This is a genomic window from Allomesorhizobium camelthorni (assembly GCF_011045125.1).
Classification (GTDB): Bacteria; Pseudomonadota; Alphaproteobacteria; order Rhizobiales; family Rhizobiaceae; genus Allomesorhizobium; species Allomesorhizobium camelthorni.
The window spans coordinates 42,488-58,608 of record NZ_JAAKZF010000030.1 but is presented as its reverse complement, the minus strand read 5'-3'; the positions used below and the strand labels follow the sequence as shown (position 1 = coordinate 58,608).

Genomic DNA, 16,121 nt, shown 5'->3' with positions numbered 1-16,121 from the left:
TCGAAAATCAGCGCAAGACGAACTCGGGCCGCAGAATTTTAGTCGCAGCAGTCACATTCATCTTCTTCGGCATTTTGTTTTCTTGACGTCTTGTCGGTGAGGCCGACGATGCGCCTGTTGAGACGGCTGGACAATACTCCGGGGTCGCCGAAGACCAACTCCACATCATCGCATGAGACAAAATGAGCGCCATCTCGCGCAAGGCTCCGTTGAGCGAGACGGCGGACCATCTCCTTGACATAGGCCGCGCTGCTGCCGTCTGAGCGTGCGACGGCATCGGCCACCGCTCCGCTCTCGAAGGTGAGCGCATGACCATACAGCGCGATCAGCCGCTCGCGGCAACCGGCGTCGGGGAGCGGAATTTCAATAGCTTCGTCTACGCGGCCCGGACGCGAAGCGAGTGCTTCCTCGATGTGCTCCGGCCGGTTCGTCGTCAGGATGAAAAGGATATCTGCCTCTGACCCAAGACCGTCCATCTCGTTCAACAGACGGTTGAGGAGGCCTTCAGCCTTCTGACCATAAACATCCTCTCGCGACCGGCCCACCAGATCGACGTCCTCCAGCACGACGATGCTCGGCTGCAGGGTACGAGCCAGCGCAATGTAGGAGCCAATTTCCTGCATCTGCTCAGCCGTGACCAGAACGGTGCTGCGCCCGGCCAGGTTGGCAGCAACATAACGGATGACGTGCGTCTTGCCCGTGCCCGGTGGCCCGTAAAGCAGAATTCCCTTTCGCGTTGATTGGCCGAGGCGCTTCAGCCCCTCGCGGTGTCGATCAAAATCGAAGATGTGGGCATCAAGACGGGCCATGGTTGCCTCGGAAAGCACCACGTCATTCCGGCGTACGGCAGGAAGGCCATGAACCCGCATCGTTCCCTGCATCCCAGAGTGTCCTGCATCGGCTTCGAAAGAGAGAACCTTGTTGCGATAATTTCGTGACGTCTCGCCCCCCGCCTGGATCTTGCGAAGAAATTCGCGCGCGAAGGCGGACGCCTGCTCGCCAGGCATATAAGCGATTTCCACTTGAACGAATCGCCTGCCTCTGTTCGCAGTGAACTGCGACAGAAAAATCGCGACCGGCTCGTCGCCGATCTGGAATAACCATAGGCCGTTGTGCAGAGACGCATAAGGCTCCTCTTCGCCGATATCGATGTCTTGATATTGCAAGGGTGTTATCGAAATGACGGCATGTCCCTCGCGAATGACCAAGTCCGACAGCTTCATGGGAATAAACTCGTGGTGCTGGTGAACGCCCACCAGCTTGGGAGACAGAGGCGCGATCTGCTCTTCGATCATGGTTTGAAGATCTGGCAGGAGATGTGAAGCAAACCTTCGGTGGGAGCTAGACAGTTCCGTCAAATCATCGTTTTTGAAATGGCCATGAAGTGCCTGCCATGCAAAGCGGACGATCTCAGTCATGATGACATCCTTTGTGAGCTCATAGTTCATCGAAAGATAATTGGACAATGCATCACGTGCCTCAAAGCATGCTGCACAACATCAGGATGCTGGAACAAGCGTCAGGCAAAGCGCCGGATCTTGGTAATCGGTGTTTAGGCTACGAGTGCCGTGGCCGTCCCGTTTTTGGCGATCGCCTTGACGAGCATCGAGAACGCTCAGTTGATTTCCTCACTTGTCGGAGATGACCGTCGGACCGCTTGACCGCAATGTTGGATGAGTTTTGCCGGAGCCGTACTTTTTCACTTTTTCTAACCTTATCTTTGTTGGTTCAATTCGCCCCAGCCAGAGCACTGGATAAACATCATCTGCTTGCGACAAGCGTTTCCCCTCAGCACCTAGGCTTGTAGCGAAGCCTGCATGTACTGTGCCAAAGACGAAACGTGTTTATAAACAACATCATGGTTCTAAGACGACTATGTCGCATGTCCGACATCGTTCAACATCGGACAAAACTGACGCGAAACAAAAAGGAAGAAGCCTGCCAAGTGAGGCGGGCTGGGCCACTGGCGCGGGCGATCATTGCGCGATAGCGTCAAGCCAAGAGGGCTCGGCTCACTTCTCGGCGCAGGAGTTCAGTATCGGCGTCATCGCCTTCACATGCTCGTCGATCCGCCCGAGCACTTTCTTCGCGACAACGTCGCGCTCAGGCAGATGCCACCAGTGCTCGTTGACGAGTTCGACGGTCTCGACCACTGCCTTCAGGACTGCCGGCTCCGGAAGCCTTGCACGGTTCGCAAATGCTTTCCATCGCCGTGCTGCTAGCGCCTTGAACGAGCGCTCCCCTCCAAGCGAAAGCGCCATGGCGTCGGCGGGAAGATATGGCACGGTCGACAGTAGGTCGTAGATTGGTGAAAGCGCCGGCTTATAGCCGTTTCCGGGATAGATCAACGACCAGTTCTTCAGGTGCATGTCGCCATTGCCGGTGATGACAGTCAGCGCCAAGCGGCGGACGAATTCGAGAGCCGCCGTAGGCGAGACGGCCACGCCAAGAGCCGAGGCTATGTCATGATAAGAAGCGCCCTCGTATTTGCGCGAGGGATAGACACCGAAGACCTGAGCGAAATCCTCAATGTGAATCCTATCGCCATCGGCGCCGCGATCGAAACGTTTGACGAGAAGGACCTTGCCCTCCGACAGCGTGTTGAATTCTTCGGGAATGCCCCCAAAATCGGAACTCTCGACCAGTTCGCATTCAGGCACCTCCATGCCGATTGCTGCAGCCAGCGCCAGGTTGGCGAATTCGTTCTCGGAAACGCCCGGAAACGCCGTCGAAGCGAACTTGGCGATGTACTGGCCCTGCTCGTCGTCCATCGGCAAGGTCAGGCCGCCGCCTTTTCCAGTGTTCTTCATGACCGACAGCTTCATTTGCACACCGGCAAGTGAGAACCGAGCCTTGGGCTTATCCTTTGAAGAATCCTGCGGAATCGCTATCGTGCCGTCACTGGGCAATGCCCGTACGGCTCCCGGCAGATCGGCGCCCAGCGCCGCTAAAAGATCGAAATCATTGCCTGGGCGCACATTGCCTTCGTGGTGCTTTTCCATCGCCTCACGCAATTTCTCCTCGGGCAGGAGGTTCGCGAGGAAAGCGGGCAAGGCGCCCGCCAGAGGCTTCGGATCTTTCCGCAATCCTCCCGTCGCTGCCCGGAACGACAGGCTGAAAACTGGAAAGCCGCCCGTAGCGCGGTAAGCCTCATCGAAATTGAATGCATTGAAATCGCCCGGCGTCCTAACGATTGTGCCGACCTTCAGTGCGTTCAGGAGCACGTCCAGCGACTGGATCGTCTTAGGTGCGCGGAAGACTGGAGCCATGATCGTCATCGTCAGGTTGAGAAACAAAGGCAGGTCGATCGTCATCGTCGTGCGGACGCAATAGAGCCTGGACAGCCGGCACCATGACTTGCGGAACCAGCATCATTTCCAGACCGAGCGCGCGAGCGACATTCATGAGCGTCGTCGCACGCGCTGCTGCGGTTCCCTTTTCAATGTCGCGATAGCGGGGACGGGATATGCCCGCCAAATCAGCGACCTGCTCCTGCGTCATGGCAGCGGCCAGCCTCGCCTGCCTAAAAAGGCCACCGATTTCACGCAGAACTTCTGATTCTGAGCCCATCATGATACCTACATGGACCATTCCAATGGACGATGATACGCAAAGGTATCTCGCCTGGCGCCTCAAGTCAAACTTTTTATGATCTGCTCCCGTATCATTTTTGGCAATAATGATATGCAAAGAGATCAATGCCACGGTGCTCGCGGCCGTCAGCCGGCTGCGCCGGTCTTCCACTCCTGTTCGTCCTGCGGGTGACTGGCCGCTGTGCGCCGCAGCGACCGGGAAGTGTCGGGACGAGGGGTGCCGCCCCTCGCCTCCGACTCGACAGTTCTCCTTGGCCTGCGGCCGGCATCGAACAAGGGCCGAGACGGGGAGCGCCGGCCGGCCCGCTCTCATCATCAAGGGCCGTAGGGCCTGCGGCGCGGCTCAGTTGCGAGCGAAACAATCCAGAGCTAACAGCACCCCGCCTTTGCGGTCTCGAGGCCGGGGCTTTGCTTTGCTGGGCCCACCGGGACCAAAATAGTCAGCGAGAGCAGTCCTCTCGGCGCCCTCACGCGTTTTGCCTTGAGTTCCTCAATCTCCTTATCAGAAAGGGGATCTGGTTGCGCCGCTGCGCGGCGCGGCAGCTCTACTGCTTCCCGGTGAGCGTGAACCTCGCTTTCTACCTTCTCCTGTACCCGGTCCCCTTGTTCAAATAGCCATTCAGCGAGCAACCCAACCGGAGCGAACAAGAGCAAGACCGGGATTCCAACCAATATAGTAAAAGCGAAATTGTTGGACATCGCAAAGGTGGCGTACCACGACATGAAAGTGCTGTCGCCCGTCGCTTTTGCGAAATTCATCAAGGCATAGACGAAGCCCGCGAACCATCCCAGCAGGAGTGCAAGGGCATAGCGATTTAGGCATCCCCTTCCGTGACGAACTGGAGGGTTGTTGCGCAGCATCTCAGTCTTGCTCATCCTGCACGAAGGATCCTTACCGAAAGGCGGAGACGCCCTATGGCGACTCCGGGCGCTTTGTGGATCATCAACCCTGTTTATGCGGACCTTGGCTTACAACTCGCTCCAAGCTTTGTTGCCAAGCTGCTTTGAAGCCCGCAAAGCGCGTCCTAAATATGCCGCCGCAGCCTAAGCATGGCCGCCAAAAAGCAAAACTGACGCGAAACCAAAAAGGCCCTTTTGTTGCACTGCATGATGTTTGGGCAGTGAACAAAGGCGATATGGATTACGCTAAAGCCTTACGCAAACTCGTCTCTATCTCGTCCAGGTGCTGCTCTAGCGCGGCCATTGCGCCTCCCCAAATTTCGTCTTCCTCGTCTCCAAAAGCTCGCTCGACATTTTGGAGCGATGCGATAAAGCTCCGCCGCATTGGGGCAAACTCTTCAGCTGTGTCTAGTGTATCCAAAAGGACCAGTACGAGCACGCGCCGAACCAACAGTTCCAAGGCGATAATCCGTCCTTGAAGGGAATCGCAATCGGTCATTTTTGTTTGGTCTTTCGTTTGGCGATCAATAGTTCCGCCGTTGGCCAGAGCTGCCCGATGATGAACAGCGCCAGGCCAATGGTGGTCTAGCTCAATTCAAGTCGTTGCGAATCCCAGCCTCCGCGTGGCGAGCGACTTGTTGACAGCCGGGATGATCTTATCTCCCCAGAGCTCGATCTGGCGCAGCATCGTCTTTTGATCGAAATCCCCCAATTGGGTCTGAATTGCGATCTGGTCCGGTTTCAAGACATCAATCTCTTCCAGCAGCCGATCAATCACGCGATTCACACAGCCAATCGGCAGGTTCTCGCGCATAGTCTCGAACGACAGATCCTGCTGCGTCGGCGTTTCCTCCAGCAGATAGCCGTCCTGGCTCTGCTGGCGGCGCTGATGCAGTGCTTCAGACAGCCGGCGCTGGAAGCGGGCATTGTCGAGATAGCTGTTGATCTCCGCCTCGTCGTCGCTGGCATAGCAGCAGCGCAGCAGCGATATCTTGGCGTCGGTGACATTCTTGCCCTCGCAAGCCGCAGCCGTCTCGATCGATTCGCGCAGCGCGCTCAAGCTCTCTAAGCCGTTGTGGAATGCTGTGACAAAAAAATTGTGCCCCTCACGATAGGCCCGGCGCATGCGCGCGGCCCCGCCGGCGATCCAGATCGGCGGGGTCGGCTTCTGGACGGTGCGCACCGAAATCGCCGTCGGGGGGATCTTCTCATACTGGCCGTCGTGCTCGAAGATGTTTTGGTTGAGGCCCTTCAGAAGGATGTCCAAATATTCCGAAAAGACCGCCGGCGCCTCATCGACATTGACACCGAAGCGCTCGAACTCGAACTGCTGGTATCCCAAGCCGACGCCGAGCTCGAGACGGCCGTTCGCAACGATATCGGCGAAGCCGATCTCGGAAAGCAGGCGCTGCGGCTGATAAAGCGGCAGCACGCACACGGCAGTGCCGAGGCGAATGGTGCTCGTCACGCCGGCGCAGTGCGCCACCATCATCAAGGGCGACGGGATCAGGCTGTAATTGTTGAAATGGTGCTCGGCGAACCACGCGGTGTTGAAGCCAGCCTGCTCCGAAACGAGGGCCTGTTCGATGGAATTGCGGATGACGCTGTCGGACGATTGATGATAGCCGCGCTGGGCGGCCAGAATGAAGGTCGCGAATTCCATGGTGTTTCCTTGTTTGCAGAGGGAGTTGGCCGATCAGTGGATGTGCTCGGCATGCGCACGGATTGCGTTGGCCGCGGTGTCGATCCAGCCCTTGGCGGCGGCATGGTCTTGAGGCAAACCGCTTGCCAAGCCGCGCCAGAAGGCTTGGAACTGCTTCGCCCCCGAGGAGGACGTCTCCGTCATCGCGGAAGGCGACATCTTCGATCGCGGGCCGCGCTGCGGGCGCCTCGCGCAACCGGAGGCTGAAGCCTTCGAAATCCTCGGCTTTGATGAGCCACAGCCCGTCGCCTGACGAATAGTCGACAATCAACCCGCGGCCTCCGCTAAACATTCGTCATCGAGTTCGCTGGGATTTCCCGCATCACCGAGCAAGGTCCAGCCGCCGTCCACGCAGAGGATTGAGCCGTTGACGTATGAAGCGTCAGACGAAGCAAGGAAGAACGCTGCATCAGCGACGTCTTCCGGCTGTCCCATCCTGCCCATCGGGATGCGCCGTCTGATCGCTGTCGAGTCCATGCGGCCGGCCTTCGCCAACTGAGCGACGCGAGGGGTGCGGATGTAACCAGCAGCGACAGTTGCGGTCCGAATGCCGACTGGCCCGAGTTCGGCCGCCATGCACCGGGTCAGGATGTCCATCCCCGCCTTTGCGGCACTGTAGGCATGGCGAAACGCGAAGGGCAGAAAGGTCTTGATCGACCCGAGATTGAGGATCACGCCGCCAGGGCGCATCGCCTTGATCGCCTCGCGCGCGCAGGCGAAGGCGCCGGTGAGATTAACATCCAAGACCCGTTCGATCTGGTCCGGGATTTGTTCGACCCCCGGCACAAAAGTATCAGCGACAGCGGCACAGTTGACGAGGACGTCGATGCGACCGTGGCGCTCCCGCAGCTCCTCGAATAGCGCCACCACCTCAGTCTCGACGGCCACGTCCACGGATTTCGCCAGGTGCTTGCCGTCGGGAAACCCAGCAAGCTCTGCCGCTGCAGCGCCATTTCTATCAGCAATCACGACGGTATCGCCGTTCGCGCCAAAGCGGCGAATAACGGCCGCGCCTATGCCGTTCGCGCCACCCGTGACGAGCACGATTCGCGCATTGGTACGTGCGGCCGGACGGGCGAGTTCGGCTCCAGGCGTTCCGTCCACCGGCGGGTGCGCGTCCCCCGGCTGATTGAATGACATCCAGCCGCCGTCGACCGCCAGCACCGATCCGGTGATGTAACGCGCCTGCGTGCTGGCCAGGAAACGCACGGCCCGGGCGATCTCGTCGGGGCGCGCCATGCGCCCCATCGGCACGCGGCGCCGCACCGCCGCGAGGTCCATTTTGCCCGCGCGTTCCAGTTCTGCGACCATAGGCGTGCGCACGTAGCCCGGCGCGACCGCCGTCACGCGGATGCCGCGAGAAGCCCACTCGCATGCAAGCGACTGCGTCAACGAGATCAGGCCCGCTTTCGAGGCTGCGTAGGCGTTGCGCTTGGGATTGCCGACCATGCCCGCCAGCGAAGCGAGGTTGACGATGGCGCCACCCGGCTGCATCCGCCTCGCTGCTTCGCGGGCCATGAGGAACGGCCCAATCAGGTTTACTGCGAGGCAGTGTCGGAAGGCGTCGACACTGGTGTCGACAGTCGCGGCCATGCTGGGTCCGACCCCCGCATTGTTGATGAGGACACCGATCTGCGCGAACTGTGCTTCGACCCGGCTGTAAAGCGCGAGGATATCCTCTTCTCGTGAGAGATCGCATTCGAGGCCGAGGTGCGGATAGCCAAGACCACGTGCCATTTCGACCACGCCGCTGCCCGGAAGGTCCACCGCCACAACAGTTTCTCCATCCCCGGCAAAAATATCGACGAGGGCCCGGCCGATCCCGCCCGCGGCGCCTGTAATGATGACGATGCGCTCTGCGTGCTTCATAAGAACTACTCGGCGACGAGCCGCAGCGGTCCCAGCCCATCGACGGCCAGCAGCGGAATGATCCGTCGTGGTAAAGCCGCACGTTCTGGTGACGGCCAGTTGCGGCCCCTGATAGAGGTCGTGCGCTCCGGCAGCGGTCCAACTCCCGATTTGGCAATCGAAGCTGGTGAAGGACCCTTCGAGGACAGGCGATTGCCTCGATGAGCGGCTCTGCCGAGGTCCTGCAAATTGATGCACACGAGCATCGTCGGCGTGGTGACAGAGCAGACCGCTGTCGCGGTCGCGCCGTCGCGGGGCTGAAAGGCAATCCTATCGGCCGCATCGTCACCGGTCAGGCCTTCGCCGGGAGCGCTGTGGCATGGCAAGGTTGTCATGGCTTTTCGTCTCCACTCCCGCTGCGGCTCTCCCATTGGGAACCTTTGAAGGCATCGTGGCGAGAAGGAATGCGGCGCTTCCCGAGCGCGTAGACCAGGTCATCCGGATGCGGTGCTCCGATCGGTTGCCGCAAGCCGAACCGTTCTGCCTCGGGGACCGCTGGTGGGGTCTGCTCCTCGAGCCAGTCGTAGACCACCGTCCGTTTGCCAATCCGCCACTCCCCTTCCCTCTTCTGAAACAGATCGCAGTAACGGCCGCAGAGGAGCATCTGGCGTACTTCTCCGTCGTTGTCCGGTCCACGTTGCAGCGCGGTGAAATAGCTCTCGACCGCGGCCTGCGCCGGGCTGATGAATTCGATCAGGATGTTCGTGATCTGATGGATGTTGCGCGGTCCGGTCTTGAAGACACCGAGCGCAAACTGGATGAAGCCCTCTGCCAAGCCGCAACAGGCCCCGTGATTGTCGTGCGCGTCGGGCCAGTATGAGCTGCGCAGCGCCGCCTCGTCCGCGCGGTCTATCCCACGGCAGTACCGATAGAGGCAGTCGCGGATCGCCTCACGGTCGAGGAGTTCGATGATTTTTGTTTCTGCCTTGTCCATGGTCTCTGCCGCAAATTTCTGAGATTGCAAGAGGTGTTTCGCGACCTCCGCCTACCGCTTGTGCATCCTGGGAACGTTTCGATGCCGCGGATGCCCCTGCGCAGTTGGACGAGGACGGTGGTAGGACAGAGGCCGCGCGCCAGCCTTTCCCGTGTGCGGGCGCCATCGCTCCACCCCAACTAAACTCGTCCGACTTTCGGTTGATCGACGCCCGATTCAACCCGCGCAGCGGGTGTAGGGTCGATTTCCAGCGCACGTTCGGGGCAGGACCGCGCGCTTCGTGACGCAAGCAGTTCATCCCCCTCCGCAACCTCAACGTCACCGGGCAGGATGTAGCCCTCGTCATCAAGCATGAAGATATCCGGCGCGTGCGCCCAGCAACGCGCGTGACCCTGGCATTTAGCCTTGTGGACGATGATACGCATAGGGCTGCCTCCATTTGGCTTTGCCGCGGCTCGGGGCGGCCTTGGTCAGGACCAGTCCAGGATCAGATTTTCGATCCCGAATACATGGCCACCACAGGTGATGGGCGCCGTCCCTTCCTTGATCCGGAAGGCCGGAATGCGCGCCAGCCACTCCTCCAGGCCAATGACAATCTCCCTCCGGGCAAGGTGTGAGCCAAGGCAGCGGTGAGGACCATAGCCGAAGGCGGCGTGGCGGTTGTCCGGTCGCGCCAGCCAGATTGTGTTGGGGGATTCGAATTCCGCTGGATCACGATTGGCAATCATCGTGGCACAGGAAACATAATCCCCCTTACGGATCGGCGCGCCTTCGAAGTCGATGTCTTTCTTCGCCACGCGGATCATTTGCACGGTCGGATAGGCGCGCAGCAATTCTTCGGCTGCGGGCACGATCCGGTCCGGTTCGCTCCGTAGCCATTCCTGGTCTTTGGGGTTGCGCGCGAGATAGGCCAAGTCAAAGCCTATCGCTGCTGCAACTGTGTCGAGCCCTGCGACGAACACAAGCACGCCGATCCCACGAACCTCCTCGTCGGTCAGCCGGCGGCCCTCGACCTGTGCCTGCACCACGAAGGTCATGAAATCGTCGGCCGGTTCTTTGCGGCGAACGGATGCAAGTTCGTCGATGAACGCCACAATCGTCCGGGCCGCAGCCGGTCGTTTCACATAGTCGCCATGGAGCAGATCGTTCGCCCAGCCGACAAATGTATCGAGTTGGTGATCCGGCAGTCCCAGAAAGCGAAGGAAGATGTTGACCGTGAAAGGAAAGGTAAAATCCTTCATGACGTCGCAGCTTGTGCCCGATGCGGCGATCCTCTCAGTCAGCGCGATCGCCCGCTCTCGGACAGCCGCTTCCAACACCCTCACCCGCCTGGGCGAAAGCAGCGGATTGAGTAGCGAGCGAAAGACGCTATGGGCCGGTGGATCGAGTTCAAGCGGGATCATCGGCCAGTTTTCGCCCAGCGCGGAGGCAAAGATGCTGCGATGGCTGGAAAAGGTTTCGGCGTCCTGCAGCACCCTGCGCTGGTCTCTGGCGCGAGTGATGACCCAGGTGCCCCGGCCATCGCGCGTGTTGAAGGGGGAATAAAAGATCGGCGGTCCGGCGTGGACGCAAGCGACAGCTGCGTGCGGATCCCCATTGGGCGTCGGCAGCATGCCTGGCGAGGTGAACAGGCTGAAGTTCCTCACCATTTCGGGCGGGACATGATCTGGAACCGGGTTGGTCGCCATTTGGGCTTCTCCTGAACGTCAGGCATTCATGCGCTCGATTGAGATCGCACCGTTGGTCACAAAGTCGACTGTGGTACGTCCCGGCTCAGATGCCTTGAGAGTCTGTTACGCGATGCAGCCCACCTGCGCGCAAGCGCGGATGAGATCGGTCGCGAACTCAAGCAGCAGGGGATGGATGTCGTCCTTCGTCCATAAGCACCGCCGCCGCTGCTCGCGTCAAAGTTCAGATTGGTGATCACCGCTGAGCTCCATGAAGCACTGCTGACGTCCGCCCTGATAAAATTATCGGAGCAAGTTGCGTGCCGATTAGCGCACCGTTTGCGTTGCACCAGTTGCCCGGTATCGGCGGCCCGGCCTTGGCGACCTTTGGTCGGGTTTGCGACATTCTTGTCCGGCTTCGGACACAAGAACGTTTGCGGTTAGACACGCACGGGGAGAGCAAATGAAGGAATCATGCAAGCGCCGTGACCCGAGCCATACTCGATCCTCGCCGCGTCCGGACCGGTGCGCGCTTGCTGAAGAGCCTGAAGGCGTCAAATACCTTCCTCGATAGGGGTGAGTAGCAACAGCGCGCGATCTTAAATGCTGCGACAGCAGTGTCTTCGCAGATCGGCGTGCCTGCGCACACAAGAACACGCTAGAGACAAAGCCTTACGCGCCGCTGCGGGGCCGCCGGTGTGCGGCAATGCATCGGCTCGGCCGTCTGGAAACGGTTTTCCTCTGTTTCGAGCCGGCGCGGAAGTACTGATTACCCCGACCATACAGCACCTTTGCTCGGCCCGGGTGACCCAGCGATTGCGCGGCCGTTCGGTTTCGGTGAAGGCACCGTGCTTCTGCTCAAGCCAAGGGTCTCTGCAAAAAACGGTAGTCCGGTTCGGTGCGTTCAAGTGAAATGGCATGGTGCTTGCAATCCCATGGTTAGAGCTAATCAAAGCATGAAGGAAAGCTACCAGAGCCATGGCTGATACGCGAAGCTCTATACGATCGCCAGAGGAGACCGTGCCCATTCCAGCTGAACATCGGGACACCGTCTCCGCCTCCACAGGTCGGTGCTCGGTGCCTGCCTTGCGCATGGCTGGTCCGAACCCGACACGCCAAGGCGTGGCGCTCCTGCAATCGCCGATTGCAGGTCCTCATGAGCATGTAAGTGCCGAAGAGCACCATCAAAACGCCACCCAAGCCAAGGTCGGCGGGTCACCGGCAACCGTCTACAATACGCTGAACCAGTTCAGTGACGCGGCACTCTTGCGAGACGTCACATTTGACGCGTCACACGCCAATTTCGAAACCACTTACGGCTGCTGCCGCCCTCTTCTCGAGCACGGGCAGCGGGTCATCGATGTCGCTGCCAGCGCCTTAGCTGCTGAAAGAGATCCCTCCTGTCGATCTCGTTTGGGTGACAAGACCAGGAGCCAAGACGTTCCCACACAACCAGATGGGAAATTGGGAGCCGCCAAGGCCTCATCTCGTGCCGGGATGCCGGCTCGGTGTTGCGTCAGCTAACCGAGAGGCAATGCACCAGGTTCATCTAGAGGAGCAATATTGATGACCGTTAAAAAGAAGGTTCCCTTGGTCACCTTTCTCACGCGTGTTCGCGATGATTCAGTCCAGGGGCCAAATCCATACCGGTGGGAAGAAAAGACATCCGACGACTACTTTGTCGGCAAGCGCGTCATATTGTTCTCGCTGCCAGGCGCCTTCACCCCGACCTGCTCGACCTACCAACTGCCCAATTTCGAAGAGCTCTATGACGAGTTTGAGAAGCTGGGAATTGAAGCGGTCTACTGCGTCTCCGTCAACGATGCCTTCGTCATGAATGCGTGGGGGAAGGCCTTGGGGCTGCAGAAGGTTAAGCTCCTTCCCGACGGCTCAGGCGAGTTCACGCGCAAGATGGGCATGCTGGTCGCCAAGGACAATCTCGGCTTCGGTATGCGCTCCTGGCGCTACGCCGCTCTGATCAACAATGGCGTTGTGGAGCGGTGGTTCGAGGAGGAAGGTTTCTCCGACAATTGCGAGACCGACCCCTATGGCGTCTCGTCCCCGCAAAACGTTCTTGAAACGCTAAGGGCCGCCGCATGACCTAGGACATGTCGCCCGATCGCGTGCAGCGGTTTGGGGCAATGACATGCAAAAGAAACAAAACTCGAAAGCGCGTCGCATGAGGCCGTGCAAATGCGGCGCGCTTTAAAGGAGTCAACACCTCAAAGTCCCAAGAGCCCCTCGATAGGATATTCGCGCTACCATGCATTCCTCAGCAAGCCTGCTTCAGCGCCAGAAGCTATCTATGGTTACGTCGCCTCAACTCATTGAGTCGATTCGCTTGCTGCAATTGGCGCATGCCGAATTGCATCAGTACGTGGAACAGGAACTCGATAAGAATCCGCTTTTGGAAGCTGCGTCAAACGACAGCGGGCCTGTTGGCGATGTTCCGTCGATTTTCGGGGCGGATCAGCGCACCGGCGCAGACGGAAACGACGTTGACGGGCTGACCAGGGCCGGGTCTCCAGAACGGCTCGGGCAATGGAAATCAACACGCAACACGACGAATAATCCGACGGGTAGTCGCCCTGCGCTCGACGAGTTTGCCGCCTTCACCGAAACATTGCACGACCATGTCGCTCGTCAGATAGCCCTCACCGCATTCACACCGCAGGAGCGGCTGATTGCTGGCGAGCTTGCCGCTCATCTCGAAGACACCGGCTATCTTCAAGTAAACCTTTTGGAGCTGGCCAGTAGCTTGAACGTCCGGGAGGCTGATGTGGAACGGGTTCTCGAAACATTGCAGCAGTTCGATCCATCGGGAATCTTTGCGCGAACCCTCAGCGAATGCCTTGAGATACAGCTGCGCCAGCGAGACCGGTTCGACCCGGCGATGGCAGCTTTGGTTGCCAATCTTAAGATGGTTGCGCGACGCGATTTTCAGGCCTTGAAGCAGCATTGCGGCGTCGATGAAGACGACCTTCTCGACATGTTGCGTGAAATCCGTGCGCTCGACCCCAAGCCTGGAGACCGATTTCAATCCGGAGAGCCGCAATCGATCATACCCGACGTCTTGGTCCTGCCCTCGCCCGCAGGTGGATGGCAAGTCGAACTTGATCCGGACACGCTGCCCAAAGTACTGATCAACCAAACCTACTTCGCAGAAGTGTCACGCCTGACCGTACAAGGTTCGAAAGATCAGGCATTTCTCAACGAATGCCTCCAAAACGCGAACTGGCTAATCCGCAGCCTCGATCAGCGCGCCAAGACGATCCTTAAGGTTGCGGTTGAAATCGTCCGCCAGCAGGATGCCTTTTTGCAGCACGGCGTCGACCACCTGCGGCCGCTCAGTCTTAGGACTGTCGCTGACGCGATCAACGTGCACGAGTCGACGGTAAGCCGGGTGACGTCGAACAAGTACATGCTTACCCCGCGCGGCGTGTTCGAACTTAAGTACTTTTTCACCGTCGCGATCGCCTCCTCCCAAGGCGGCGACGCGCACTCCGCCGAAGCTGTCCGCCATCGGATCAAAGCGATAATCGCCGTAGAATCGCCCGATGACGTGCTTTCCGACGAGGGCATCGTCGTTCGGCTCAAGGAAACCGGCATCGATGTCGCGCGCCGCACAGTCACAAAATATCGGGAAGCGATGAACATCCCCTCCTCCGTGCAACGGCGCCGGGAAAAGCGACTAGGGGTTTAATGCGGGTCAACGAAGCCACCCCATGGTGCAGGGCATCCACACATGGAGACCCTGTCCATGACCGAATCCGCGACAAGCTTCATGGAGGCAGTTCTGCACGACCCAGAAAAGCCCGATCAACGGTCCGGTCCCGCATGGGGTGGGGTCATTTCGCTTGCATTGGGCAGCTTCGGCCTGGTGACGGCAGAGTTTCTGCCTGCCAGCGTGCTGACGCCGCTCGCGCATGATCTCGGTATCACCCACGGTGTGGCTGGACAGGGCATGACAGCGACCGCGATCGTTGGGGCGATCTCCGCCCCGACAATGGCCATCATCACAAAGCGCCTGGACCGCAGGATCGTCATGTGGGCGATGACGCTGCTGCTGATCCTATCGAACGTTCTGGCGGCCGTCGCGTGGTCGGTGCCGGTCTTCCTGACCGCGCGCGTCGTGCTCGGCATAGCGATCGGAGGCTTCTGGTCGATTTCGGCAGCGCTGGCGATGCGGCTCGTTCCAAATGACCTCCTGCCGCGCGCCATGTCGATCATCCTCACCGGCGTTTCCGTCGCTAACGTTTGCGCGGCTCCAATCGGCGCCTATGTCGGCGAAATCTGGGGATGGCGAACCGCCTTCATGATCGCCGCAGTCGTTGGCGCCTTTACACTGTTGGTGCAACTCATAACCATTCCGAGGCTGCCTCCGATTGCAGTGGCTAGCTTCCGCAGTCTGCTGGATGTGGCCAGGACTCCGACGATCAGGGTCGCGCTTTTGGTCGTCCTGCTGGTCGCTTCCGGGCACTTCGCCGGCTTCACCTATATCCGCCCCTTCTTCGAGAAGGCTCCCACGCTCGATCCCGAGACGATCTCGCTAGTGTTGCTCGCCTTTGGCATCGGCGGCATCTTCGGCAATTTAGCCGGCGCATTCCTGGCCAAGCACAGCCTCAAGGCAGTCGCGGCCCTGCCGGCCCTGACCATAGCGATAGCCGCTGTCTCGCTGCTGACGGTGGGACCATCGGCGTCGGCCTCGGCGATCGCGGTTGCCGCATGGGGCTTTGCCTTCGGCGCGGTGCCGGTGGGATCACAGACATGGATGGTGCTGCGCGCCGCTCCCGAGCAGGCCGAGAGCGCCGGTGTGCTGATGGCCGCAACGTTCCAAGTGGCCATTGCAGCCGGCGTGATTTTCGGCGGACTACTGGTGGACAATGCCGGCGTTGACAGTGCCTTTGCCTACAGCGCGGTTGCCACGCTCCTCGCCGCCCTGACAGTGTTCCTGCTCGGCCCGGAGCGCGGAATCTAGACCACATAACAGGAGGGGTCCTCAGTGCCGCGCAGCGAGAGGTGCAATCGCATCAGCCGCGCGGCGCGATTGTGCGCACGATTACTTTGGCGGTTGCAGGCTTCGTTTCGCCGATCATGGATCGCAGCGACCGCCTCTTCCGCGTCGGCCTCGGATCTCGCATGGACCAGCGCCAGCGCCTCGCCGGCTTCCACCTCCGCGCCGAGCTTGCTGGCAATTGGGCGGTTTGTAGCCGGTATGGAATGATGTACCTCGCTTGGGACGCCGAACCGTACCCGCCGACGGCTGTCGTCGCCCACTCGGTGAGTTTGTCCTTACTTGCGCGTCGCGATCAGCGGATTAGGCCGGCCGGTGGCGATCTCGCCTCTTGGTCCGGTCCGGTGGCTTGCGCCCTGCCGTTCAAAACCTGCACCGCTCTGACGATCGATCCGCTCACAAA

The 16,121-nt window shown here is 59.7% G+C and carries 16 protein-coding genes; 4 read left to right on the top strand and 12 right to left on the bottom strand.

Going from position 1 to position 16,121, the window contains the following annotated elements:
• Window positions 1-38: 38 nt before the first annotated feature.
• The 11 genes from G6N73_RS37035 to G6N73_RS19630 form a co-directional block, all read right to left on the bottom strand.
• Window positions 39-1,418: an AAA family ATPase gene (locus tag G6N73_RS37035; protein WP_165030646.1), complete on the bottom strand. Its 1,380-nt coding sequence runs from the start codon at window positions 1,416-1,418 to the stop codon at window positions 39-41.
• Between the two features lie 594 nt (window positions 1,419-2,012).
• Window positions 2,013-3,269 (bottom strand): type II toxin-antitoxin system HipA family toxin, encoded by a 1,257-nt coding sequence (locus tag G6N73_RS19675; RefSeq protein ID WP_165030644.1) that lies wholly within the window; start codon window positions 3,267-3,269, stop codon window positions 2,013-2,015.
• Window positions 3,244-3,570, bottom strand: a complete 327-nt coding sequence (locus G6N73_RS19670) for a helix-turn-helix domain-containing protein (RefSeq protein ID WP_165030666.1) — start codon at window positions 3,568-3,570, stop codon at window positions 3,244-3,246. The genes G6N73_RS19675 and G6N73_RS19670 overlap by 26 nt, the downstream gene beginning before the upstream one ends.
• 392 nt (window positions 3,571-3,962) lie before the next feature.
• Window positions 3,963-4,469, bottom strand: a complete 507-nt coding sequence (locus tag G6N73_RS19665; protein ID WP_165030642.1) for a hypothetical protein — start codon at window positions 4,467-4,469, stop codon at window positions 3,963-3,965.
• Window positions 4,470-5,088: 619 nt separating this feature from the next.
• Window positions 5,089-6,156 (bottom strand): LLM class flavin-dependent oxidoreductase, encoded by a 1,068-nt coding sequence (locus G6N73_RS19660; protein ID WP_165030640.1) that lies wholly within the window; start codon window positions 6,154-6,156, stop codon window positions 5,089-5,091.
• A gap of 33 nt (window positions 6,157-6,189) precedes the next feature.
• On the bottom strand, window positions 6,190-6,339 hold the full coding sequence (locus tag G6N73_RS19655) for a hypothetical protein (RefSeq protein ID WP_165030638.1): 150 nt from the start codon (window positions 6,337-6,339) through the stop codon (window positions 6,190-6,192).
• Between the two features lie 123 nt (window positions 6,340-6,462).
• Window positions 6,463-8,064, bottom strand: a complete 1,602-nt coding sequence (locus tag G6N73_RS19650; protein WP_165030636.1) for an SDR family oxidoreductase — start codon at window positions 8,062-8,064, stop codon at window positions 6,463-6,465.
• A gap of 5 nt (window positions 8,065-8,069) precedes the next feature.
• The gene (locus G6N73_RS19645; protein WP_165030634.1) at window positions 8,070-8,438 is read right to left on the bottom strand and encodes a hypothetical protein; all 369 of its coding nucleotides are present in this window, start codon (window positions 8,436-8,438) and stop codon (window positions 8,070-8,072) included.
• Window positions 8,435-9,037: a nuclear transport factor 2 family protein gene (locus G6N73_RS19640; RefSeq protein WP_165030632.1), complete on the bottom strand. Its 603-nt coding sequence runs from the start codon at window positions 9,035-9,037 to the stop codon at window positions 8,435-8,437. Before G6N73_RS19640 ends, G6N73_RS19645 begins: the two co-directional genes overlap by 4 nt.
• A gap of 179 nt (window positions 9,038-9,216) precedes the next feature.
• Window positions 9,217-9,462, bottom strand: a complete 246-nt coding sequence (locus tag G6N73_RS19635; protein WP_165030630.1) for a ferredoxin — start codon at window positions 9,460-9,462, stop codon at window positions 9,217-9,219.
• Between the two features lie 45 nt (window positions 9,463-9,507).
• Entirely contained in the window at window positions 9,508-10,725 is a 1,218-nt protein-coding gene (locus G6N73_RS19630) for a cytochrome P450 (protein WP_165030628.1), read from the bottom strand.
• Window positions 10,726-11,682: 957 nt separating this feature from the next.
• Between G6N73_RS19630 and G6N73_RS38645 the strand changes: the two genes are divergently transcribed.
• The 4 genes from G6N73_RS38645 (at window position 11,683) to G6N73_RS19610 (ending at window position 15,682) form a co-directional block, all read left to right on the top strand.
• On the top strand, window positions 11,683-12,228 hold the full coding sequence (locus G6N73_RS38645) for a transcriptional repressor (protein ID WP_425484116.1): 546 nt from the start codon (window positions 11,683-11,685) through the stop codon (window positions 12,226-12,228).
• Between the two features lie 42 nt (window positions 12,229-12,270).
• A complete protein-coding gene (locus G6N73_RS19620) occupies window positions 12,271-12,804 on the top strand; it encodes a peroxiredoxin (protein WP_165030624.1) in 534 nt (177 codons plus the stop codon).
• Between the two features lie 163 nt (window positions 12,805-12,967).
• Complete coding sequence (rpoN, locus tag G6N73_RS19615) at window positions 12,968-14,407, top strand: RNA polymerase factor sigma-54 (protein ID WP_165030622.1); 1,440 nt, start codon at window positions 12,968-12,970, stop codon at window positions 14,405-14,407.
• A gap of 57 nt (window positions 14,408-14,464) precedes the next feature.
• Complete coding sequence (locus G6N73_RS19610) at window positions 14,465-15,682, top strand: MFS transporter (RefSeq protein WP_165030620.1); 1,218 nt, start codon at window positions 14,465-14,467, stop codon at window positions 15,680-15,682.
• On the opposite strand, the gene G6N73_RS38330 is transcribed toward G6N73_RS19610, so the two are convergent.
• Window positions 15,679-15,981 (bottom strand): hypothetical protein, encoded by a 303-nt coding sequence (locus G6N73_RS38330; RefSeq protein WP_343044677.1) that lies wholly within the window; start codon window positions 15,979-15,981, stop codon window positions 15,679-15,681. The two genes, G6N73_RS19610 and G6N73_RS38330, sit on opposite strands and share 4 nt — an antisense overlap.
• Between the last annotated feature and the right edge of the window lie 140 nt (window positions 15,982-16,121).